The sequence below is a fragment of the Streptomyces spongiicola genome (assembly GCF_003122365.1).
Taxonomy (GTDB): domain Bacteria; phylum Actinomycetota; class Actinomycetes; order Streptomycetales; family Streptomycetaceae; genus Streptomyces; species Streptomyces spongiicola.
In genome coordinates, this window is sequence record NZ_CP029254.1 from 228,260 (window position 1) to 247,054 (window position 18,795).

The window sequence follows — 18,795 nt, forward strand, 5'->3', positions numbered from 1 at the left end:
GCCGGGGCCGGGGACCGCACCCACCCTCGTGCGGCGCACCCGGGGCCGGAAGGACGGGACGGGCGAAGGAGGCGGTCCACGTGCCGAGCGCACCACTCCTGGCGATGCGGGGCGTCAGCAAGCGGTTCGGCGCCGTCCGGGCGCTGTCCGACGTCGAGCTGGACCTCCGCGCCGGCGAAGTCGTCGCCCTGGTCGGCGACAACGGGGCGGGCAAGTCCACGCTGGTCAAGGTCATCACCGGCGTCGGCCCCGCCGACGAGGGCGTCATCGAGTGGGACGGCCGCCCCGTGCGGATCGCCCGCCCCCGCGACGCCCAGGGCCTGGGCATCGCCAGCGTCTACCAGGACCTCGCCCTGTGCGAGACGCTCGATGTCGTCGGCAACATCTTCCTGGGACACGAACTCGGCGGGAGAGTGGTCCTCGACGAGGTGGCCATGGAGCGACGGGCCCGGGAGCTGGACGTGCTGGATTCGCTGTCGACGCGGCTGCCCGACTTCCGGGTGCCGGTCGCCACGCTCTCCGCGGGCCAGCGGCAGACGGTGGCCATCGCCCGCGCGCTGCTCGGCGAACCCAGACTGCTGATCCTGGACGAACCCACCGCCGCGCTGGGGGTCCGGCAGACCGCCCAGTTCCTCGACCTGATCGAGCGGCTGCGGGACCGCGGCCTCGGAGTGCTCCTGGTGAGCCACAACCTGGGGGACGTGAAGGCCGTCGCGGACCACGTCGCGGTGCTGCACCTCGGCCGAAACAACGGCTTCTTCAGCGTGCCCACCACCTCCCAGGAGCAGATCGTCTCCTCCATGACCGGTGCCACCGACAACGCGGTGGCCCATCGCCGGGACCGGTGGGGGGAGGTGCTGCGGTGAGGCGGACCCGAGCGGCGGGAGGCGCAGGCGACACGAGGGGCGGCGAAGGCCGGCCGGGCAGTGGGCCCGCGCCCGGCGACCAGCGCCGCGCGGACACCGGCGGCGGTCTGCGCGGCCATGCCCGCGGCTTCGCCGGCCGGATGCGCGGCGGCGAGTTCACACCGCTTCCGGGGGCCATCGGCGTCGCGCTGCTGTGGATCGTCTTCCAGAGCCTGGACCAGCAGTTCCTCTCGCCGCGCAATCTGTCCAACCTCAGCATCGACATCGTCGGCACGGGCATGATCGCACTCGGTCTGGTCTTCGTCCTGCTGCTCGGCGACGTGGATCTGTCCGTCGGCTCGGTCAGCGGACTCACCGCGGCCGTGTTCGCGGTCCTGAACGTGAACCAGGGCATGCCGGAGTGGCTGGCGGTCCTCGCCGCCCTGGTGGTGGGTGCGGCGATCGGGGCCACCCAGGGGTTCTGCGCGGCCCGGCTCGGCGTCCCGGCGTTCGTCGTCACCCTGGCGGGACTGCTGGCCTGGAACGGGCTCATGCTGTACGTCCTCGGTGTCAGCGGCACCGTCAACCTCCCCGAGGAGGGCTTTGTCAACGCGCTGACCAGCTACTACTTCAGGGATGTCGCGGTCGCCTACGGACTGGCCGCGCTGAGCGTGGCCGGGTTCCTCGTCGCGTCGTACCGGAACTCCCGCAGGCGCCGCGCGGTCGGAGTGGCGTACCGGCCGCTCCGCGTCATCGCCGGGCGCACGGCGGCGGTGGCGGTGGTCGCGTTCGCCGCCGCCTGGATCCTGAACCGGTTCCAGGGCCTGCCGCTCGCCCTGCTGGTCTTCCTGGTCTTCGTCCTCGGCCTCGACTTCGTCCTGCGGCGCACCTACTACGGGCGCCGGATCGTCTCCGTCGGCGGCGGTACCGAGGCCGCCCGGCGGGCCGGTATCAACGTGGTGTGGCTGCGGATCTCGGCGTTCATGGTGTCCGGGACGCTGGCCGCGGTCGGCGGCCTCTTCCTGGCCTCCCGGGTGGCCGCGGTCGGCCAGACCTCGGGCTCCAGCATTCTGCTGATCAACGCGATCGCCGCGGCCGTGATCGGCGGTGTCAGCCTGTTCGGCGGGCGCGGGTCGACGTGGTCGGTGCTGCTGGGCATGCTCGTCATCCAGTCGATCGCCTCGGGCATGGTGCTGCTCGGCATCCCGACCCCGATGCAGTCGGTGATCACCGGGGGTGTGCTGCTGGCGGCCGTGGTCCTCGACTCGCTGTCCCGCCGCTCGCAGCGGGCGCACGGCAGGGTATGACCCGCCGGCGCGGGACCCCGGGCGGGACCCCGCACACCGCCGCGGAACACGGTGCCGTCCGGGTGGGCAGCGTGAGCCCGGGCGGGCTCCCGCACACCGCCGCGGAACACGGTGCCGCCCGGGTGGGCAGCGTGAGCCCGGGCGGGCCCCCGGTCCGGCGACCGCCCGGGGCGGCTCGCGGGCCCTCGGCTACTCGAACCGCGCGGTGTCGCCGGCGCCCCGGCGCACGATCTCCGGTCCACCGCCGGAGAAGTCGACGACGGTGGTCGGCTCGGTGCCGCAGTCCCCCGAGTCGAGCACGGCGTCCACCACGTGGTCGAGCCGCTCCTTGATCTCCCAGCCCTGGGTCATGGGCTCGTCCTCACCCGGCAGGAGAAGGGTGCTGGAGAGCAGCGGCTCGCCGAGTTCCTCCACCAGTGCCTGAGCGACGACATGGTCGGGAATCCGCACGCCCACCGTCCTCTTCCTGGGGTGCATCAGCTGGCGCGGAACCTCCTTGGTCGCCGGCAGGATGAACGTGTAGCTGCCGGGGGTGGTCGCCTTGACCGCGCGGAAGACGTCCTTGTCGACGTGCACGAACTGGCCGAGCTGGGCGAAGTCCCGGCAGACGAGGGTGAAGTGGTGCCGGTCGTCGAGGTTGCGGATCGAGCGGATCCGGTTGATGCCGTCCCTGCTGCCGAGACGGCAGCCCAGGGCGAAACAGGAGTCCGTGGGGTACACCACCAGGCCGTCGGACCGGATGGTGCCGGCCACGGTGCCGATGGTGCGGGGCTGCGGGTTCTCGGGGTGGACGTCGAAGTACTTCGCCATCCGGTGAGTGTAGGCGATCAGGGTGATCACGCCGCGGTCGGTCCGCCGGCGCCGACGGCGTCCCGGACCGGCCGGCCGGCCGACGTAGCGCACCGGGCGGACGGCCGTCGTACGGGACGGAACGGGCCGGCCGCCGACGTACGGCACCGGACCGGCCGGCCCTCGTACGGAACTCGGCGGATTCCCGGGAATCGCGAACAGGGAAGCGTGCAGACACGCACGCTGGGCATGCCCGGTTGGGACGCCCGCCGGCACGTGGGTGCGGTGGGGCAACCGGACGAACGGCGACCGGCGGGCGATCATGGCACCTGCCCTGGTCGCACCCGACCGATACGGAGGAGTGGACGGATGCCGAACGAGCGCGCGGGACAGCCGGCGCGGCCGGAGGACCTCATCGACGTGCCCCGGCTGGTGACGGCGTACTACGCCCTGCACCCCGACCCGGCGGACCCCGCGCAGCGGGTCGCCTTCGGCACCTCGGGACATCGCGGTTCGTCCCTGGCCACGGCCTTCAACGAGGACCACATCGCCGCGACCAGCCAGGCGATCTGCGAGCACCGGAGCCGGCAGGGCATCGACGGGCCGCTGTTCCTGGGTGCCGACACCCATGCGCTGTCCGAACCCGCGAGGGTGACGGCCGTCGAGGTGTTCGCCGCCAACGGGGTCACCGTGCTGATCGACGAGGCCGACGGCTACACCCCCACCCCCGCCGTCTCGCACGCCGTCCTCCTCCACAACCGCGGCCGCGACACCGGCCTGGCCGACGGTGTGGTGGTCACGCCCTCCCACAACCCACCGTCGGACGGGGGCTTCAAGTACAACCCGCCGAACGGCGGACCCGCCGGCTCCGAGGCCACCGGCTGGATCCAGGAGCGCGCCAACGAGATCATCACCGGCGGGCTGAAGGACGTACGGCGGATCCCCTGGGCGCGGGCGCTCTCCGCCGCGACGACCGGACGGTACGACTTCCTCGGCTCCTACGTGTCCGACCTGCCCTCGGTGCTCGACCTCGACGCGGTGCGCGCCGCGGGCGTGCGCATCGGCGCCGATCCGCTCGGCGGTGCGTCCGTCGCGTACTGGGGCCGGATCGCCGAGCAGCACCGCCTCGACCTGACCGTCGTCAACCCGCTCACCGACCCGGCCTGGCGGTTCATGACGCTGGACTGGGACGGCAGGATCCGGATGGACTGCTCCTCCCCCCACGCGATGGCGTCACTGATCGGGCAGCGCGAGCTGTTCCAGGTCGCCACGGGCAACGACGCGGACGCCGACCGGCACGGCATCGTCACCCCGGACGGCGGGCTCATGAACCCCAACCACTACCTGTCCGCCGCGATCTCGTACCTCTTCCGCCACCGCTCCCGGTGGCCTGCCGGGGCGGCGGTCGGCAAGACGCTGGTGTCCTCGGGCATGATCGACCGGGTGGCCGCCGACCTCGGCCGCGAACTCCGCGAAGTGCCGGTCGGCTTCAAGTGGTTCGTGGACGGGCTGCTCGACGGATCGCTCGGTTTCGGCGGTGAGGAGTCCGCCGGCGCCTCGTTCCTGCGCCGGGACGGCTCGGTGTGGACGACCGACAAGGACGGCATCGTGCTGGCCCTGCTGGCGTCCGAGATGCTGGCCGTGACGGGGGTGTCGCCGAGCCGCCACTACGCCTCGCTCACCGAGCGGTTCGGCGAACCGGCCTACGCCCGGGTGGACGCTCCGGCCACCCGCGAGGAGAAGGCCGTGCTCAGCCGGCTCTCTCCCGGGCAGGTGTCCGCGGACACCCTGGCCGGGGAGCCGGTCACCGCCGTGCTCACCCATGCGCCGGGCAACGGCGCGCCCATCGGGGGCATCAAGGTGAGCACCGCCAACGCCTGGTTCGCCGCCCGCCCCTCGGGCACGGAGGACGTCTACAAGGTGTACGCCGAGTCGTTCCTCGGCTCCGGTCATCTGGCCCGGGTGCAGGAGGAGGCGCGGTCCGTGGTGGCGGCGGCGCTGCACGGCTGAACCCGGCGCTCCCGATCCCACCGGCCGCGGGGGGCAGCGGGTGTCCGGCGCCGCCCCGTGCGGCCGCGGCGCCGAACCGCACGGAACCGGTGCGTCGCGGACGGGGCGGCCCGGGCCGCGCGCTCTTACCGCGCGGGCCCGGTGGTGCGCCGGGGCTCCCCGCTACCGGGCGGCCCCGGCGGCCCCGCCGCGGTGGCCATCGCGGCCTGAGTCCTCGCGGCCGTCCCGCTCCGCCGCTTCACGGCCCCGCTCGCCGGCCGCGGCGGCCGTGGTGCCGTGCGCTGAGAGCCGGTGCACGACGTGCACGGCGTGATGGCGAGCGGGCCGGACGACGCGAACGGCACGCACGGACGGACGGGCCCAAGAGCGCGAACGGCGCGAACGGACGGACGGGCCGAACGGCGCGAACGGAGTGACCAGCAGAACGGGGCGACCGGCGCGACCGGAGTGCACGGCCGGACGGCACCCGCGAAGGACTCCGGGCCGGAGTGCCGGAGGGCGGTGGCGGAACCGGCCCGCCTGCCCGGCCCGGCCGCAAGGCGCCCGGTCGGCCGCCCGGGCGTTGGGCCATCGGGCGGCTTTCGTACAGCCGAACGGCGGGCAGGCCGCCCGGCCGTGTGGTGACCGGTGCCCGAAGGGGGAACACAACCCGGTTCACGGGTCCCGGAACGCCCTCGCCCGCATGCCGGCACCCTTTGGTCACTCACCGCATGGACTAATCACGGAGCGGTACCCCCTGCGCCCATTGGGGTGTCCGCCATTCGGAGTTGCAGCCCCCAGGGGCCATGAGTCCTTAGAAAGCGTGTCCCGCCGGTTCTCACCATCAGGAGGAGACATGGGCACTGTGCAGAACGGCCGACAGAACGACAGGCTGTCCGTGGTTTTCGCGGTCCGGGTCATCGAGGGCGGCGAAGAGGGGTTCCTGGAAATGTACGACAAGCTCCGGAAGTCCGTCGCCGGCACTCCCGGCCACATCGTCGAGCGGCTCGGTGAGCCCGTCGACGACTCCCGTCAGTGGGTGATCACCAGCGAGTGGGAGACTCCCGAGCACTTCTTCGCCTGGCAGCAGAGCGACGACCACGCGCCCTGGTGGCCCCGCTCCGCGAATGGGTCGACTCGACGCAGTCCCTGAGGTTCCGAGTCGTCATGGAGACCGTGAAGGAGACGTCATGACCTACACCACGAACGGCCCCGTCGCCGTCCTCGGTCTCGCACCATGGGCGGCGGCCTGGCCTCACGCCTCCTCGGTCAAGGCATACAGGTCCGGTGTGGAACCGCACCCCGGAGCGTGCCGAGCCGTTCGCCAGGGCGGGCGCCTTCGCGGCGTCCCGCCCGAGCGAGGCGGTCGAGGGCACGAGTGCCGCCATCTGCACCGTCGCCGACGGCGAGGCCCTGCGGACGGTGCTGCGCGGCCCGGACGGGATCCTGGCCCGGGCGGCTACCCCGCGCCCTGATCTGCGCCAGCACCGTCGCGCCCGACGAGGTCGTCCGCCTCGCCGGGGACGCGCCCGCCGTCCTGGACGTCGGCATGCTCGGCAACCGCGACCACGCCCGCGACGGCGAACTGCGCCTGTTCGTGGCGGCGAGGAGCGGGTTCTTCGCCGCAGGCCGGCCGCTGCTGGAGATGCTGGCCAAGGAGGTCGTCCATCTGGGCGCACTCGTTCCGGCATGCGGATGAAGCTGCTCCTCAACCTGCTGATGGGCATAGAGGTGCAGGCGATGGCCGAGGCCGCCGAGCTGGCGGCCGCCTCCGGGCTCGACCGAAGCAGGTCCTGCGCACCATAGCGGGCAGCGTTCGCGTCACCGGTCATGTCCGTTCAAGTCCCGCGCTCGCCTCGGGCGCTTCGAGGAGCCGGACTTCCGCTGCGGCTGATGGCCAAGGACCTCATGCTCGCAACGGAGCAGCCGAAGCCTCCGGCCTGAGCCTGCCGCTCACCCCGGCGGCCGCGGAGACCCATGTCCGCGCCACCGAGCACGGGTTCGGTGACGAGGACTGCGCCGCGGTCACCCGCGCCCTCACACGGAAACCGGGAACCGACAAATGATCATCGACATCCACGGACACCTGTCCCCGCGGAGGCGGCCAAACGCTTCCCCATGCCCCCCAGCCCTGACCGACGTGGACGGCATGCTCGCCGCCCGCGCCCAGGCCGGAATCGACCTCACCATCATCGGCAGCCCCGTCGGCGCCGGGCGATGGCGCGGGTTCCGGGCGTGGACAACTACAAGCAACCGCGCGACCGGCTGCGTGGCTTCCACGCGTGGATGTCGGGCTTGATCACCGAGTTCCCGGACCAGTTGCGCGGGTACGTGTACGCGAACCCGTTCGGGGACGACGACCATCTGGAAGGGGTACGGGAGACGCTGGCGGACCCGCCTTCGTCGGCCTGATCACCACTTTCCAGCGTGCACGGTGAGCTGCTCGGCTCGCCGCGGGCGGACTCCTTCTTCGCGCTGGCCGCCGAGGTGGGAGTGCCCGTCATGGTGCACGCGCGGCCGAACGATCGGCACGGAGCGGGTGGAGAACATCGCCTTCGTCGAGCAGATCGGCCGTTTCGGCGACGTCACCATGGGCATGGCCATGATCGCTTTCGCGGGGTGGCTGGACAAGTACCCCGGTCTGCGGCTGATCGGCGCGACCGGGGCGGGGGGCCATGGCCCTGCTGCCGGAGCGCCTCCAGATGGCGGCACGCCCCCGGCACTGGGGCGGGGGCGCGCCGCCCTCCGCCCCGCCGGAGGCCGGCCGGCAGGGGGCCGGCGGGACCCGGTCCGGACGGCCTCCCGTCCGGCCGGCCCCGGGGGCCGCGGAGCCGACCGTCCAGGGGTCGCCCGACCCGGGCGCCGCACTGCGCCGCATGTACGTCGACACCAGCCCGTTCAGCCCCGCCCATCTGAGCCTCACGCGGAGGTGCTCGGGCCCGAGCGGATGCTGTTCGGCACCGACTCGCCGCCGCTGTCGGTGCCCTCGAGGACCTCATCCGCATGATCGAGAAGCTGCCCCTCGACAGGGCGGCCAGCAGCGCCATTCCTCGCGGCAACGCGAGGCCCTCTTCGACCTCAGGAGCCGTCCGTGACCACGACGCACGACCCCGTCGCGCACACGCGGTGCACCGCATCGCGGACCGCACCCGGTGTACGCGCACTCGGGGACACCGTGTCGCCCGATGAAACCGCCGCCGGCATCAGGACGTACCTGATCCCCGGTCGGCGCCCGCGCGGCGCCGGACCCCGGCCTGGCAGACATGTACGGGGCCTGACGCCGCGTACCGGAGGATCTTGCGACCGTGGTGGCGCTGGAGTTGACAACATGTCAACTCCAGCGCCAAGACCACCCGTCCAAGCCGTCCTCCGGTACCCGCGGCCGGTCAGGCCCTGCGGCAGTCCAGGACTCGTGACCGCTCCGGACGCGTCCCGACCGGGGAGCCGTTCGACCTGCTGCCGGCGTTCGCTTCCCGGTGGCATCACGGGACTGGAGCCTGCTCGGCGCTACGCCGGGAGCGGTCGCGATGCGGTGCACCACGTGGCGCGACGGGGTCGTGCGTCGTGGTCACGGACGGCTCCTGAGGTCGAAGAGGGCCTCGGCGTTGCCGCGAGGAATGCGCTGCTGGGCGCCCTGTCGAGGGGCAGCTTCTCGATCATGCGGATGAGGTCCTCGAGGGCACCGACAGCGGCGGCGAGTCGGTGCCGAACAGCATCCGCTCGGCCCGAGCACCTCCGCGTGAGGCTCAGATGGGCGGGGCTGAACGGGCTGGTGTCGACGTACATGCGGCGCAGTGCGGCGCCCGGGTCGGGCGACGCCTGGACGGTCGGCTCCGCGGCCCCCGGGGGCCGGCCGGACGGAGGCCGTCCGGACCGGGTCCCGCCGGCCCCCTGCCGGCCGGCCTCCGGCGGGGCGGAGGGCGGCCGCCCCCGCCCCAGTGCCGGGGGCGTGCCGCCATCTGGAGGCGCTCCGGCAGCAGGGCCATGGCCCCGCCGCCGGTCCGCGCCGATCAGCCGCAGACCGGGGTACTTGTCCAGCCACCCCGCGAAAGCGATCATGGCCATGCCCATGGTGACGTCGCCGAAACGGCCGATCTGCTCGACGAAGGCGATGTTCTCCACCCGCTCCGTGCCGATCGTTGGCCGGCGCGTGCACCATGACGGGGCACTCCCACCTCGGCGGCCAGCGCGAAGAAGGAGTCCGCCCGCGGCGAGCCGAGCAGCTCACCGTGCACGCTGGAAAGTGGTGATCAGGCCGACGAAGGCGGGTCCGCCAGCGTCTCCCGTACCCCTTCCAGATGGTCGTCGTCCCCGAACGGGTTCGCGTACACGTACCCGCGCAACTGGTCCGGGAACTCGGTGATCAAGCCCGACATCCACGCGTGGAAGCCACGCAGCCGGTCGCGCGGTTGCTTGTAGTTGTCCACGCCCGGAACCCGCGCCATCGCCCGGCGCCGACGGGGCTGCCGATGATGGTGAGGTCGATTCCGGCCTGGGCGCGGGCGGCGAGCATGCCGTCCACGTCGGTCAGGGCTGGGGGGCATGGGGAAGCGTTTGGCCGCCTCCGGCGGGGACAGGTGTCCGTGGATGTCGATGATCATTTGTCGGTTCCCGGTTTCCGTGTGAGGGCGCGGGTGACCGCGGCGCAGTCCTCGTCACCGAACCCGTGCTCGGTGGGCGGACATGGGTCTCCGCGGCCGCCGCGGTGAGCGGCAGGCTCAGGCCGGAGGCTTCGGCTGCTCCGTTGCGAGCATGAGGTCCTTGGCCATCAGCCGCAGCGGAAGTCCGGCTCCTCGAAGCGCCCGAGGCGAGGCGCGGGACTTGAACGACATGACCGGTGACGCGACCGCTGCCCGCTATGGTGCGCAGGACCTGCTTCCGTCGAGCCCGGAGGCGGCCGCCAGCTCGGCGGCCTCGGCCATCGCCTGCACCTCTATGCCCATCAGCAGGTTGAGGAGCAGCTTCATCCGCATGCCGGAACCGAGTGCGCCCAGTATGGACGACCTCCTTGGCCAGCATCTCCAGCAGCGGCCGGCCTGCGGCGAAGACCCGCTCCTCGCCGCCCACGAACAGGCGCAGTTCGCCGTCGCGGGCGTGGTCGCGGTTGCCGAGCATGCCGACGTCCAGGACGGCGGGCGCGTCCCCGGCGAGGCGGACGACCTCGTCGGGCGCGACGGTGCTGGCGCAGATCAGGGCGCGGGGTAGCCGCCCGGGCCAGGATCCCGTCCGGGCCGCGCAGCACCGTCCGCAGGGCCTCGCCGTCGGCGACGGTGCAGATGGCGGCACTCGTGCCCTCGACCGCCTCGCTCGGGCGGGACGCCGCGAAGGCGCCCGCCCTGGCGAACGGCTCGGCACGCTCCGGGGTGCGGTTCCACACCCGGACCTGTATGCCTTGACCGAGGAGGCGTGAGGCCAGGCCGCCGCCCATGGTGCCGAGACCGAGGACGGCGACGGGGCCGTTCGTGGTGTAGGTCATGACGTCTCCTTCACGGTCTCCATGACGACTCGGAACCTCAGGGACTGCGTCGAGTCGACCCATTCGCGGAGCGGGGCCACCAGGGGCGGTGGTCGTCGCTCTGCTGCCAGGCGAAGAAGTGCTCGGGAGTCTCCCACTCGCTGGTGATCACCCACTGACGGGAGTCGTCGACGGGCTCACCGAGCCGCTCGACGATGTGGCCGGGAGTGCCGGCGACGGACTTCCGGAGCTTGTCGTACATTTCCAGGAACCCCTCTTCGCCGCCCTCGATGACCCGGACCGCGAAAACCACGGACAGCCTGTCTTCTGTCGGCCGTTCCTGCACAGTGCCCATGTCTCCTCCTGATGGTGAGAACCGGCGGGACACGCTTTCTAAGGACTCATGGCCCTGGGGGCTGCAACTCCGAATGGCGGACACCCCAATGGGCGCAGGGGGTACCGCTCCGTGATTAGTCCATGCGGTGAGTGACCAAAGGGTGCCGGACATGCGGGCGAGGGCGTTCCGGGACCCGGTGAACGGGTTGTGTTCCCCCTTCGGGCACCGGTCACCACACGGCCGGGCGGCCTGCCCGCGTTCGGCTGTACGAAAGCCGCCCGATGGCCCAACGCCGGGCGGCGACCGGGCGCCTTGCGGCCGGGCCGGGGCAGGCGGGCCGGTTCGCCGCCGCCCTCCGGCACTCCGGCCCGGAGTCCTTCGCGGGTGCCGTCCGGCCGTGCACTCCGGTCGCGCCGGTCGCCCCGTTCTGCTGGTCACTCCGTTCGCGCCGTTCGGCCCGTCCGTCCGTTCGCGCCGTTCGCGCTCTTGGGCCCGTCCGTCCGTGCGTGCCGTTCGCGTCGTCCGGCCCGCTCGCCATCACGCCGTGCACGTCGTGCACCGGCTCTCAGCGCACGGCACCACGGCCGCCGCCGGCCGGGCGAGCGGGGCCGTGAAGCGGCGGAGCGGGACGGCCGCGAGGACTCAGGCCGCGATGGCCACCCGCGGCCGGGGCCGCCGACGACCGGCCGGTACGACTTCCCTTTGCGGCCGGTTCAAGGATCGCGACGCACTCTACGTGGTGGGTCATCGGAAACATGTCACCCTGGACGCAGGCGCTAGAACAGCAGGTCAGAGAGGCTTTCGGATCCCCAATGAGGGTCAGCGGGCGCCCGCAGCATCACGGCCGGGGTGCGTTGCTTCTTGAGTGATGGGTGGGTGGCTGCGGCCGTGGATGCCGGCGACCTCCTCGTCCGAGAGGCGGCGGTTGCCGCTGCGCTCGGCGTTGCGCTCCAGGACGACCTCCAGGCCGGGCAGAAGCACCACGGGCAGCAGTCCGGGCCCCACGTGGCGCTTCCATCCGCCGAGCCCGACGACGGGGCGGTCGGGGAAGACGGCGTCGTCGAGGATGCAGGAGATCCCGTTGGCCAGGAAGTTGCGGGCGGCGAAGCCGCAGGTGCGGCGGGCCAGGCGGTACTGGGTCTCCGACTGCTCGTTCCAGCCCGTCTGGGGGTCGGCGAAGCCGGAGCAGACCCATTCCCGGACGTCGTCGAGGCTGATGTGCGCGGTGGGTACGGGGCGGCGGCGCGCCCAGTGGCGGGCGACGGTCGTCTTGCCCGCGCCCGCCGGTCCGATCAGCAGTACGGCGAGCGTGGCGGCCCCGGTGCCGTTCCCGGCGTGCGTGGCGGCCCCGGTGCCGCTGCCGGTGCCGGTGCCCGCGGGCGGGGGCGGTGGGGGTGCCGGAGCCGACCCGCCCGGCGGCAGGGGAAGGTGTCCTGCGGAATCCGGGGCGTGCGGCACGTGCGAGGTGTGCGGGACGTGCGGGACGTGCGGGACACGCGAGGGGTGCGGGGAGTCCGGGGAGTGCGGTATGGGAGCCTGCTGCGGTACCGGACCGCTCCACCCCCGGACCGGCGGCCCCTGCGGCGGCGGAGGGACGGGGTGCCGGGCCTGCCGTTCCCATCCGGCCGCCGGGCCGTGCCCGGGCTCCGGGACCCGTCCCGGACCGTGGGGAGGCAGCGGGACTCCCCCTGTGTGATGCATCCGGTGCCACTCCGTCCGTCACGAGTTCACGCTGGTCGGACGGGAGTCGGACCGTCCTTACCGAACGGTACCCTTCCCGGCCGCTTGTGAGGGAGCGGCCGGGAGGGCCGCGAAGCACCCGGGACGGAACGGGTTCAGCCGTCGAGTTCCTCGGCCAGCGCGCGCAGCGCCAGCCGGTAGGAGCCGATCCCGAACCCGGCGACGGTTCCGGAGGCGACGGCCGCGATCACCGACGTGTGGCGGAACTCCTCGCGGGCGTACGGGTTCGAGATGTGCACCTCGATGAGCGGGGCGGTCCGCTGGGCCGCCGCGTCGCGCATGCCGTACGAGTAGTGCGTGAACGCACCGGGGTTGATCACGACCGGGATCGATCCGTCGGCGGCCTCGTGCAGCCAGCGGATCATCTCCCCCTCGTCGTTGGTCTCCCGGACGTCGACCTCGAAGCCGAGTTCCCCGCCCAGCGTCCGGCAGGTGCCGACCAGCCCCGCGTAGGAGGTGGAACCGTAGACGTCCGGCTCCCGGGAGCCCAGGCGCCCGAGGTTCGGGCCGTTCAGGACGAGCACCCGGCGGCTCACGCGGACACCTCGCCGAACGCGGCGAGCAGCACGGCCGGGTCCGGGCCCTCCAGCACGGTGGGCTTGGCCAGGCCGTCGAGCACGATGAAGCGCAGCAGGTCGCCGCGGGACTTCTTGTCGACCCTCATGGTCTCCAGCAGCCTCGGCCACTGGTCCCCGCGGTAGGTGAGCGGCAGCCCGACCGATTCCAGCACGGCCCGGTGCCGGTCCGCGGTCGCGTCGTCCAGCCGCCCCGCGAGACGGCCGAGTTCGGCCGCGAAGACCATGCCGACGGAGACGGCGGCGCCGTGCCGCCACTTGTAGCGCTCGTTCTTCTCGATGGCGTGCGCCAGCGTGTGCCCGTAGTTGAGGATCTCCCGGGGGCCGGACTCCCTGAGATCGCTGGAGACGACGTCCGCCTTGACCCGGATCGAGCGCTCGACCAGCTCCGCCGTGTGGGGCCCGGCGGGGGTGCGGGCACCCTCCGGGTCGGCCTCGATCAGCTCCAGGATGGCCGGGTCCGCGATGAATCCGGCCTTGATGATCTCGGCCAGGCCGCTGACGTAGTCGTGCACGGGCAGGGAGTCCAGCGCGCCGAGGTCGCAGATCACCCCGGCGGGCGGGTGGAAGGCGCCCACGAGGTTCTTGCCCTCGGCGGTGTTGATGCCGGTCTTGCCGCCCACGGCCGCGTCCACCATGGCGAGGACCGTGGTGGGCACGGCGATCCAGCGCACTCCGCGGAGCCAGCTCGCGGCGACGAACCCGGCGAGGTCGGTCGTGGCGCCGCCGCCGACACCGACGATGACGTCGGTGCGGGTGAAGCCGGTCTGGCCGAGGGCCTTCCAGCAGTACGCCGCGACCTCGGCGGTCTTGGCCTCCTCGGCGTTGGGCACCTGGATGGCGACGGCCTCGTAGCCCTGCCGGGAGAGGTCCCGCCGGATCTCGTCGCCGGTCTCGGCGAGGGCCTCGGGGTGGACGACGGCGACGCGCTTGGCCCTGGGCCCGATCAGTCCGGGGAGTTCGCCCAGCAGACTGCGTCCGACGAGCACCTCGTACGGGTCGGTGCCCGCGGTGCCGCCGACCTGGATGCGGGTGACTGCCTGCTCGGTCATGCGTCCTTCCATTCGAGTGCGTCGAGGACCGCCTGGGCGACCTCTCCGGGCGTACGGCCGTCGGTGGCGACGACGACCCGGGCGGCTTCGGTGTAGAGGTGCCGGCGGGCATCCATCAACTCGCGCCACTGGCGGCGCGGGTTGACGGCCAGCAGCGGGCGGGCGGTGTTCAGCCCGACGCGGCGCACGGCCTCCTCGACGTCCATCGAGAGATAGGCGACCGGCAGCCCGGACAGCAGCTCGCGGGTCCCCCGGTCGAGGATCGCGCCGCCGCCGAGGGCGAGCACACCCGTGTGCTCGGCGACGGCGGCGCGGACGGCCGCGCGCTCCAGCTCGCGGAAGCGCGGTTCGCCGTCCTCGACGAAGATGTCCGAGATCTCCCGGCCCTCGGCCGCCACGATGTCCGCGTCGGTGTCGCGGTAGCCGGTGCCGAGGCGCTCGGCCAGCAGGGCGCCGACCGTGGACTTGCCGACGCCCATCGGCCCGATCAGCACGACCCTCGGCCCGCCCGGGGCCGGGTCGCCGGCGCCGGGGCCGGCACCGCGGGAGTCCGCCGCGGACCGCGGGGGCGCGGGCTCGGGTGCCTCGCTCACCGGATGGCCAGGTTCTCGAGGTAGGACCGCACGTTGCGGCGGGTCTCGGGGACGCTGTCACCGCCGAACTTCTCCGCGACGGCGTCCGCCAGCACCAGCGCCACCATCGCCTCGGCGACGATGCCGGCGGCGGGTACGGCGCACACGTCGGAGCGCTGATGGTGTGCGGCGGCGGTCTCGCCGGTGCTGACGTCGACGGTCATCAGCGCGCGCGGCACGGTCGCGATCGGCTTCATCGCGGCGCGCACCCGCAGCAGTTCGCCCGTGGCCAGACCGCCCTCGGTGCCGCCGGAGCGGCCGGAGGAGCGGCGGATGCCGTCCTCGGTGCGGACGATCTCGTCATGGGCCCTGGAGCCGGGCACCCGGGCCAGTTCGAAGCCGTCGCCGACCTCGACGCCCTTGATCGCCTGGATGCCCATCAGCGCGGCGGCGAGCCGGGCGTCGAGGCGGCGGTCCCAGTGGACGTGCGAGCCGAGACCGACGGGGACGCCGTAGGCGAGCACCTCGACGACACCGCCGAGGGTGTCGCCGTCCTTGTGGGCCTGGTCGATCTCCGCGACCATCGCCTTCGACGCGTCGGCGTCCAGGCAGCGCACCGGGTCTGCGTCGAGCCTGTCGACGTCGGCCGGGGTCGGGTAGACCCCCCGCGGGGCCTTCGCGGCGGCGAGTTCGGTCACATGCGAGACGATCTCGACGCCCGCGGTCTCCCTGAGGTAGGAGCGGGCGACTGCCCCGAGGGCGACCCGGGCCGCGGTCTCCCGGGCGCTCGCGCGCTCCAGGATCGGGCGGGCCTCGTCGAAGCCGTACTTCTGCATTCCCGCGAGGTCGGCGTGGCCGGGCCGGGGCCTGGTCAGCGGGGCGTTGCGGGCGAGTTCACCGAGTACGGCCGGGTCCACCGGGTCGGCGGCCATGACCTGCTCCCACTTGGGCCACTCGGTGTTGCCCACCATGATCGCGATCGGGGAGCCCAGAGTGAGCCCGTGGCGCACACCGCCGAGGAAGGTGACCTCGTCGCGCTCGAACTTCATCCGCGCGCCGCGTCCGTAACCCAGGCGCCGCCGTGCCAGGTGGTCCGCCACCATCTCCGTGCTGACCGGGACGCCGGCGGGAAGTCCCTCCAGCGTCGCCACCAGTGCGGGTCCGTGCGACTCCCCCGCGGTCAGCCAACGCAACCTGCTCAACGGTGCTCCTCACGCTCGCGCCTGGTCTGCGACGACGCGGCCCCGGGGCACTCCTCCTACTGCCGGAGTCGCACCCGTCCTGTGCTGGCCGGGAGCGGTGCGGCCCGGGCCGCCTACCCCGATCCTCCCACGTCCCCGCGGTGGATCAGGCCGGTGGTCCAGCAGACGGACGCCGGGACGGGGCCCGGCCGGGGGTGCGGGGCGCGGCGCGGCCCGGGATCAGCGCCCGGCGAGGGCTTCCTCGCCGGCGGCGCGCATCGCCGCCAGCGGGGCCGGCGAGCGCCCGGTCATCAGCTCGACCTGGAAGACGGCCTGGTGCACGAGCAGGTCGAGTCCGCCGACCAGCGAGCCGCCCTGTCCGGTCCATGCCGCGGCCAGCGGAGTGGGCCAGGGGTCGTAGAGCACGTCGAAGAGGGTTCCGGGACGCTCCGGGACGTACGGGACCAGGATGTCCGTCGCCCCGGCCGGGGTGGTGGAGACGACCAGTGGAGCGTCGAGGGCGTGCGCCGCCTCCGCCCAGTCGGCGGCGTGCACCTCCACACCGAGCCGTTCGCCCCACCCCCGCATCTCCTCGGCCCGGGCCCGGCTGCGCACATACGCGGTGACGGGTCCGGTGCAGATCCGGCCGAGCGCGGCGAGCGCCGAGGAGGCGGTGGCCCCCGCACCCAGCACGGCCGCGTGGTCGACCTCCGCCACCCCGCGCTCGCGCAGGGCCGCGACCATCCCGGGGATGTCGGTGTTGTCGCCGGTGCGCCGGCCGTCCTCGGCGATGACGACCGTGTTGACGGCCTCGACCGCTGCGGCGGTGTCGCTGATCCCGTCGAGCAGCGGGATGACCGCCCGTTTCAGCGGCATGGTCAGCGACAGTCCGGCCCAGCTCGCGTCCAGTCCCCGGAGGAAGCCCTCCAGGTCCGCCTCCGCCACCTCGAACCGGTCGTAGGACCAGCCGGTCAGACCGAGCGCCGCGTAGGCGGCCCGGTGGAGCACCGGGGAGAGCGAGTGGGCGATGGGGGAGCCGAGGACCGCCGCCCGGCGCGGGTCAGTTGCCGCCACGCGTTCCATTGAACTTCTCCTTGAGCTTCTCGAAGTCCGCGTGCGTCCTGGCGTACTCGGTCTTCTCCTTGCCGTCCGTCGCGACGAAGTAGAGCCAGCCGTCCGAGGTCGGGTTGATCGAGGCGTTCAGCGCCGTCAGGTCGGGGTTGCCGATGGGACCGGGCGGCAGCCCCTTCCGGGTGTACGTGTTGTACGGGTCCTGGTTGCTGTTGATCTCCCGCTCACTGATGTCGATCTTGCTCTGGCCCTTGAGGTAGTTGAAGGCCGAGTCGAACTGCAGGAGCTGGTTGGTCTCGGTGTTGGTGGGCTTCAGGCGGTTGTAGACGACCTCGGCCATCTTCCGGTAGTCGTCCTCGTTCTTGCCCTCCGCCTGCACCAGGCTGGCCACGGTGATCAGTTCCCAGGCGTTCCTCAGCTTGAACTGCTTCGCCTTGGCCTCGAGGTCGATCTTCCCGTACTCCTGGTTGGCCCTGGCGACCATCGCCTTGAGGATCGTCTCCGGCCTGGAGCCCGGCGCGACCGGGTAGGTGGCCGGGTAGAGGAATCCTTCCAGCGGGTCCTTGACGTTCTCGTGGTTCTGGGCCCACACGGGGAGTCCGAGGTTCCCGGCCTCCTTGCCGGCGACGGACTTCGTCGTGCCGGGGTCGAGTTCGAGGCGCTTGTCGATCAGCTCGTAGATCGCCGCGTTCCGCGCGCCCTCGGCGATGCTGAGGGCGTTGCGGTTGTTCGGGTCGAGCAGCGCCTTGACGGCCTCCTCGGCCGACATCTCCTTCTTCAGGGTGTAGACGCCGTCCTGGATGCTGGTGCCGCGCGGATTGTCGTTCTGCGCGGAGACGAAGGCGTCGACGCTCTTGACCACCCCGGCCTTCTTGAGCGCGCTGCCGATGTCCGTACCACTGGCCCCCAGCGGGATCTCGACCTGCACGCTCCCGCTGCCGGGGCCGTCGAAGTCGGGGGCCGCGCCGAACTGGCCCTGCCAGAACTGGTTTCCGACGTAGACCGCGCCGCCGGCACCACCGACCAGGACCAGGGCGACGAACAGGCAGGCGAAGCCGTTGCGGCCCTTCTTCTTTTTCTTGGCCCCGCTGCGGCCGTCACCGCCACGGCGGGGCGACCCGGCGGGATCGCCGCCGCCTTCGCCGCCGCCTTCGCCGCCGCCGCGGTCGTCACCCGTGAAGAACGGGTGGTCCTCCTCCCGCCCGCCGGACGGCGGACCGTCGTCCGCCGGGACGGGCCGCTCTTCCCGGGGCTGCGGCTCGGTGCGGTGCCCGGGAGGCTGCGGCGGCGGATAGGCGTCGGCGGTGCGGTAGTAGTCGCCGCCCCCGCCGTAGGGGGCGGGCCCCGGGTCGTACGGCATCGCGGGCTGCCCGCCGCCGTCCCAGGCGGGGTCGTACGGCCGGCCGCCGGAGTCCTGCGGACCGTACTGCCCGGTGTCGTACTGCGCCGTACCGTACTGCTGCCGGGCGTACGGCTGCTGCCCGTACCGGTCCTGGTGCTGGTGCTGCTCCTGGCCGTACCGGTCCTGGTGCTGGTGCTGCTCCTGGCCGTACTGGTCCTGGTGCTGGTGCTGGTCCTGGCCGTACCGGTCCTGGTGCTGGTCCTGGCCGTACTGCTGCCGTCCGTACCGGTCCTGGCCGTACTGCTGCTGATGACCGGTCTGGTACCGGGCGTTCTCCTGGTGGGCCTCGTCCTGCGGCTGCTGCGGGAACTGCTGCTGCGGCCGGCCACCGTAGGACGCGGGGCCGGCGCCGCCCTGCTGCCCTGTCCACCCCTGGTCCCCGTACAGAGGATCCTCGGGGTGCCACGGTTCGGAGCCGGGGCCCCGGCCATATTCAGTCATCGATCCCCTAGAGCCGCGAGACGGGCGCCGGGCGCTCCG

The 18,795-nt window shown here is 72.8% G+C and carries 14 protein-coding genes and 6 pseudogenes; 7 read left to right on the forward strand and 13 right to left on the reverse strand.

From position 1 onward, the window contains the following. Positions 1-104: 104 nt before the first annotated feature. Together DDQ41_RS00910 and DDQ41_RS00915 are read left to right on the forward strand one after the other, a co-directional pair. A complete protein-coding gene (locus tag DDQ41_RS00910) occupies positions 105-866 on the forward strand; it encodes an ATP-binding cassette domain-containing protein (RefSeq protein ID WP_109292721.1) in 762 nt (253 codons plus the stop codon). Then, the gene (locus DDQ41_RS00915; RefSeq protein ID WP_109292722.1) at positions 863-2,152 is read left to right on the forward strand and encodes a sugar ABC transporter permease; all 1,290 of its coding nucleotides are present in this window, start codon (positions 863-865) and stop codon (positions 2,150-2,152) included. The genes DDQ41_RS00910 and DDQ41_RS00915 overlap by 4 nt, the downstream gene beginning before the upstream one ends. 189 nt (positions 2,153-2,341) lie before the next feature. Here the strand turns inward: DDQ41_RS00915 and DDQ41_RS00920 are convergent, their stop codons facing one another. After that, positions 2,342-2,962: an L-threonylcarbamoyladenylate synthase gene (locus DDQ41_RS00920; protein WP_109297474.1), complete on the reverse strand. Its 621-nt coding sequence runs from the start codon at positions 2,960-2,962 to the stop codon at positions 2,342-2,344. 348 nt (positions 2,963-3,310) lie between these two features. On the opposite strand from DDQ41_RS00920, the gene pgm reads away from it, so the two are divergent. The 5 genes and pseudogenes from pgm (at position 3,311) to DDQ41_RS32125 (ending at position 7,342) form a co-directional block, all read left to right on the forward strand. After that, positions 3,311-4,951 (forward strand): phosphoglucomutase (alpha-D-glucose-1,6-bisphosphate-dependent), encoded by a 1,641-nt coding sequence (gene pgm, locus DDQ41_RS00925; protein WP_109292723.1) that lies wholly within the window; start codon positions 3,311-3,313, stop codon positions 4,949-4,951. Between the two features lie 835 nt (positions 4,952-5,786). Further along, positions 5,787-6,124: pseudogene (locus DDQ41_RS00930) on the forward strand (antibiotic biosynthesis monooxygenase family protein). A gap of 93 nt (positions 6,125-6,217) precedes the next feature. Continuing rightward, positions 6,218-6,328, forward strand: a pseudogene (locus tag DDQ41_RS32115) (NAD(P)-dependent oxidoreductase); the annotation flags it as partial. After that, positions 6,309-6,629 carry an NAD(P)-binding domain-containing protein gene (locus DDQ41_RS32120; protein ID WP_262508697.1) on the forward strand — a complete coding sequence of 107 codons (321 nt, stop codon included), beginning with the start codon at positions 6,309-6,311 and terminating at the stop codon, positions 6,627-6,629. The pseudogene DDQ41_RS32115 and the gene DDQ41_RS32120, both read left to right, overlap by 20 nt. Before the next feature lie 536 nt (positions 6,630-7,165). Beyond that, positions 7,166-7,342, forward strand: coding sequence for a hypothetical protein (locus tag DDQ41_RS32125; protein ID WP_262508320.1), 177 nt, complete (start codon positions 7,166-7,168; stop codon positions 7,340-7,342). Here DDQ41_RS32125 and DDQ41_RS32130 read toward each other — a convergent pair whose 3' ends face one another. From DDQ41_RS32130 to mltG, 12 genes and pseudogenes are all read right to left on the reverse strand, one after another. Then, a complete protein-coding gene (locus DDQ41_RS32130) occupies positions 7,343-7,561 on the reverse strand; it encodes a hypothetical protein (RefSeq protein ID WP_262508321.1) in 219 nt (72 codons plus the stop codon). A gap of 1,619 nt (positions 7,562-9,180) precedes the next feature. Continuing rightward, entirely contained in the window at positions 9,181-9,357 is a 177-nt protein-coding gene (locus DDQ41_RS32135) for a hypothetical protein (RefSeq protein ID WP_262508320.1), read from the reverse strand. 622 nt (positions 9,358-9,979) lie between these two features. After that, positions 9,980-10,216: pseudogene (locus DDQ41_RS32140) on the reverse strand (hypothetical protein); the annotation flags it as partial. Further along, a pseudogene (locus tag DDQ41_RS32145) lies at positions 10,149-10,469 on the reverse strand (NAD(P)-binding domain-containing protein); the annotation flags it as partial. The pseudogenes DDQ41_RS32140 and DDQ41_RS32145, both read right to left, overlap by 68 nt. Continuing rightward, positions 10,403-10,740: pseudogene (locus tag DDQ41_RS00955) on the reverse strand (antibiotic biosynthesis monooxygenase family protein). The pseudogenes DDQ41_RS32145 and DDQ41_RS00955, both read right to left, overlap by 67 nt. A gap of 864 nt (positions 10,741-11,604) precedes the next feature. After that, positions 11,605-12,423: pseudogene (locus DDQ41_RS00965) on the reverse strand (AAA family ATPase); the annotation flags it as partial. Positions 12,424-12,557: 134 nt separating this feature from the next. After that, positions 12,558-12,998, reverse strand: coding sequence for a type II 3-dehydroquinate dehydratase (aroQ, locus tag DDQ41_RS00970; RefSeq protein WP_109292726.1), 441 nt, complete (start codon positions 12,996-12,998; stop codon positions 12,558-12,560). Beyond that, on the reverse strand, positions 12,995-14,089 hold the full coding sequence (aroB, locus tag DDQ41_RS00975; RefSeq protein WP_109292727.1) for a 3-dehydroquinate synthase: 1,095 nt from the start codon (positions 14,087-14,089) through the stop codon (positions 12,995-12,997). Before aroB ends, aroQ begins: the two co-directional genes overlap by 4 nt. Next, positions 14,086-14,682 (reverse strand): shikimate kinase, encoded by a 597-nt coding sequence (locus DDQ41_RS00980; protein ID WP_109292728.1) that lies wholly within the window; start codon positions 14,680-14,682, stop codon positions 14,086-14,088. Before DDQ41_RS00980 ends, aroB begins: the two co-directional genes overlap by 4 nt. Then, a complete protein-coding gene (gene aroC, locus DDQ41_RS00985) occupies positions 14,679-15,863 on the reverse strand; it encodes a chorismate synthase (protein ID WP_109292729.1) in 1,185 nt (394 codons plus the stop codon). The genes DDQ41_RS00980 and aroC overlap by 4 nt, the downstream gene beginning before the upstream one ends. Positions 15,864-16,082: 219 nt before the next feature. Continuing rightward, positions 16,083-16,925, reverse strand: a complete 843-nt coding sequence (locus DDQ41_RS00990) for a shikimate dehydrogenase (RefSeq protein ID WP_109292730.1) — start codon at positions 16,923-16,925, stop codon at positions 16,083-16,085. Next, a complete protein-coding gene (mltG, locus tag DDQ41_RS00995; RefSeq protein WP_109292731.1) occupies positions 16,903-18,756 on the reverse strand; it encodes an endolytic transglycosylase MltG in 1,854 nt (617 codons plus the stop codon). The genes DDQ41_RS00990 and mltG overlap by 23 nt, the downstream gene beginning before the upstream one ends. Between the last annotated feature and the right edge of the window lie 39 nt (positions 18,757-18,795).

Bases quoted from the DNA above. Each gene is read 5' to 3' on its own strand.
- DDQ41_RS00910 (WP_109292721.1), top strand. From the start codon at position 105: ATGCGGGGCGTCAGCAAGCGGTTCGGCGCCGTCCGGGCGCTGTCCGAC.
- DDQ41_RS00920 (WP_109297474.1), bottom strand. From the start codon at position 2,962: ATGGCGAAGTACTTCGACGTCCACCCCGAGAACCCGCAGCCCCGCACC.
- pgm (WP_109292723.1), top strand. From the start codon at position 3,311: ATGCCGAACGAGCGCGCGGGACAGCCGGCGCGGCCGGAGGACCTCATC.
- aroB (WP_109292727.1), bottom strand. From the start codon at position 14,089: ATGACCGAGCAGGCAGTCACCCGCATCCAGGTCGGCGGCACCGCGGGC.
- DDQ41_RS00990 (WP_109292730.1), bottom strand. From the start codon at position 16,925: ATGGAACGCGTGGCGGCAACTGACCCGCGCCGGGCGGCGGTCCTCGGC.
- mltG (WP_109292731.1), bottom strand. From the start codon at position 18,756: ATGACTGAATATGGCCGGGGCCCCGGCTCCGAACCGTGGCACCCCGAG.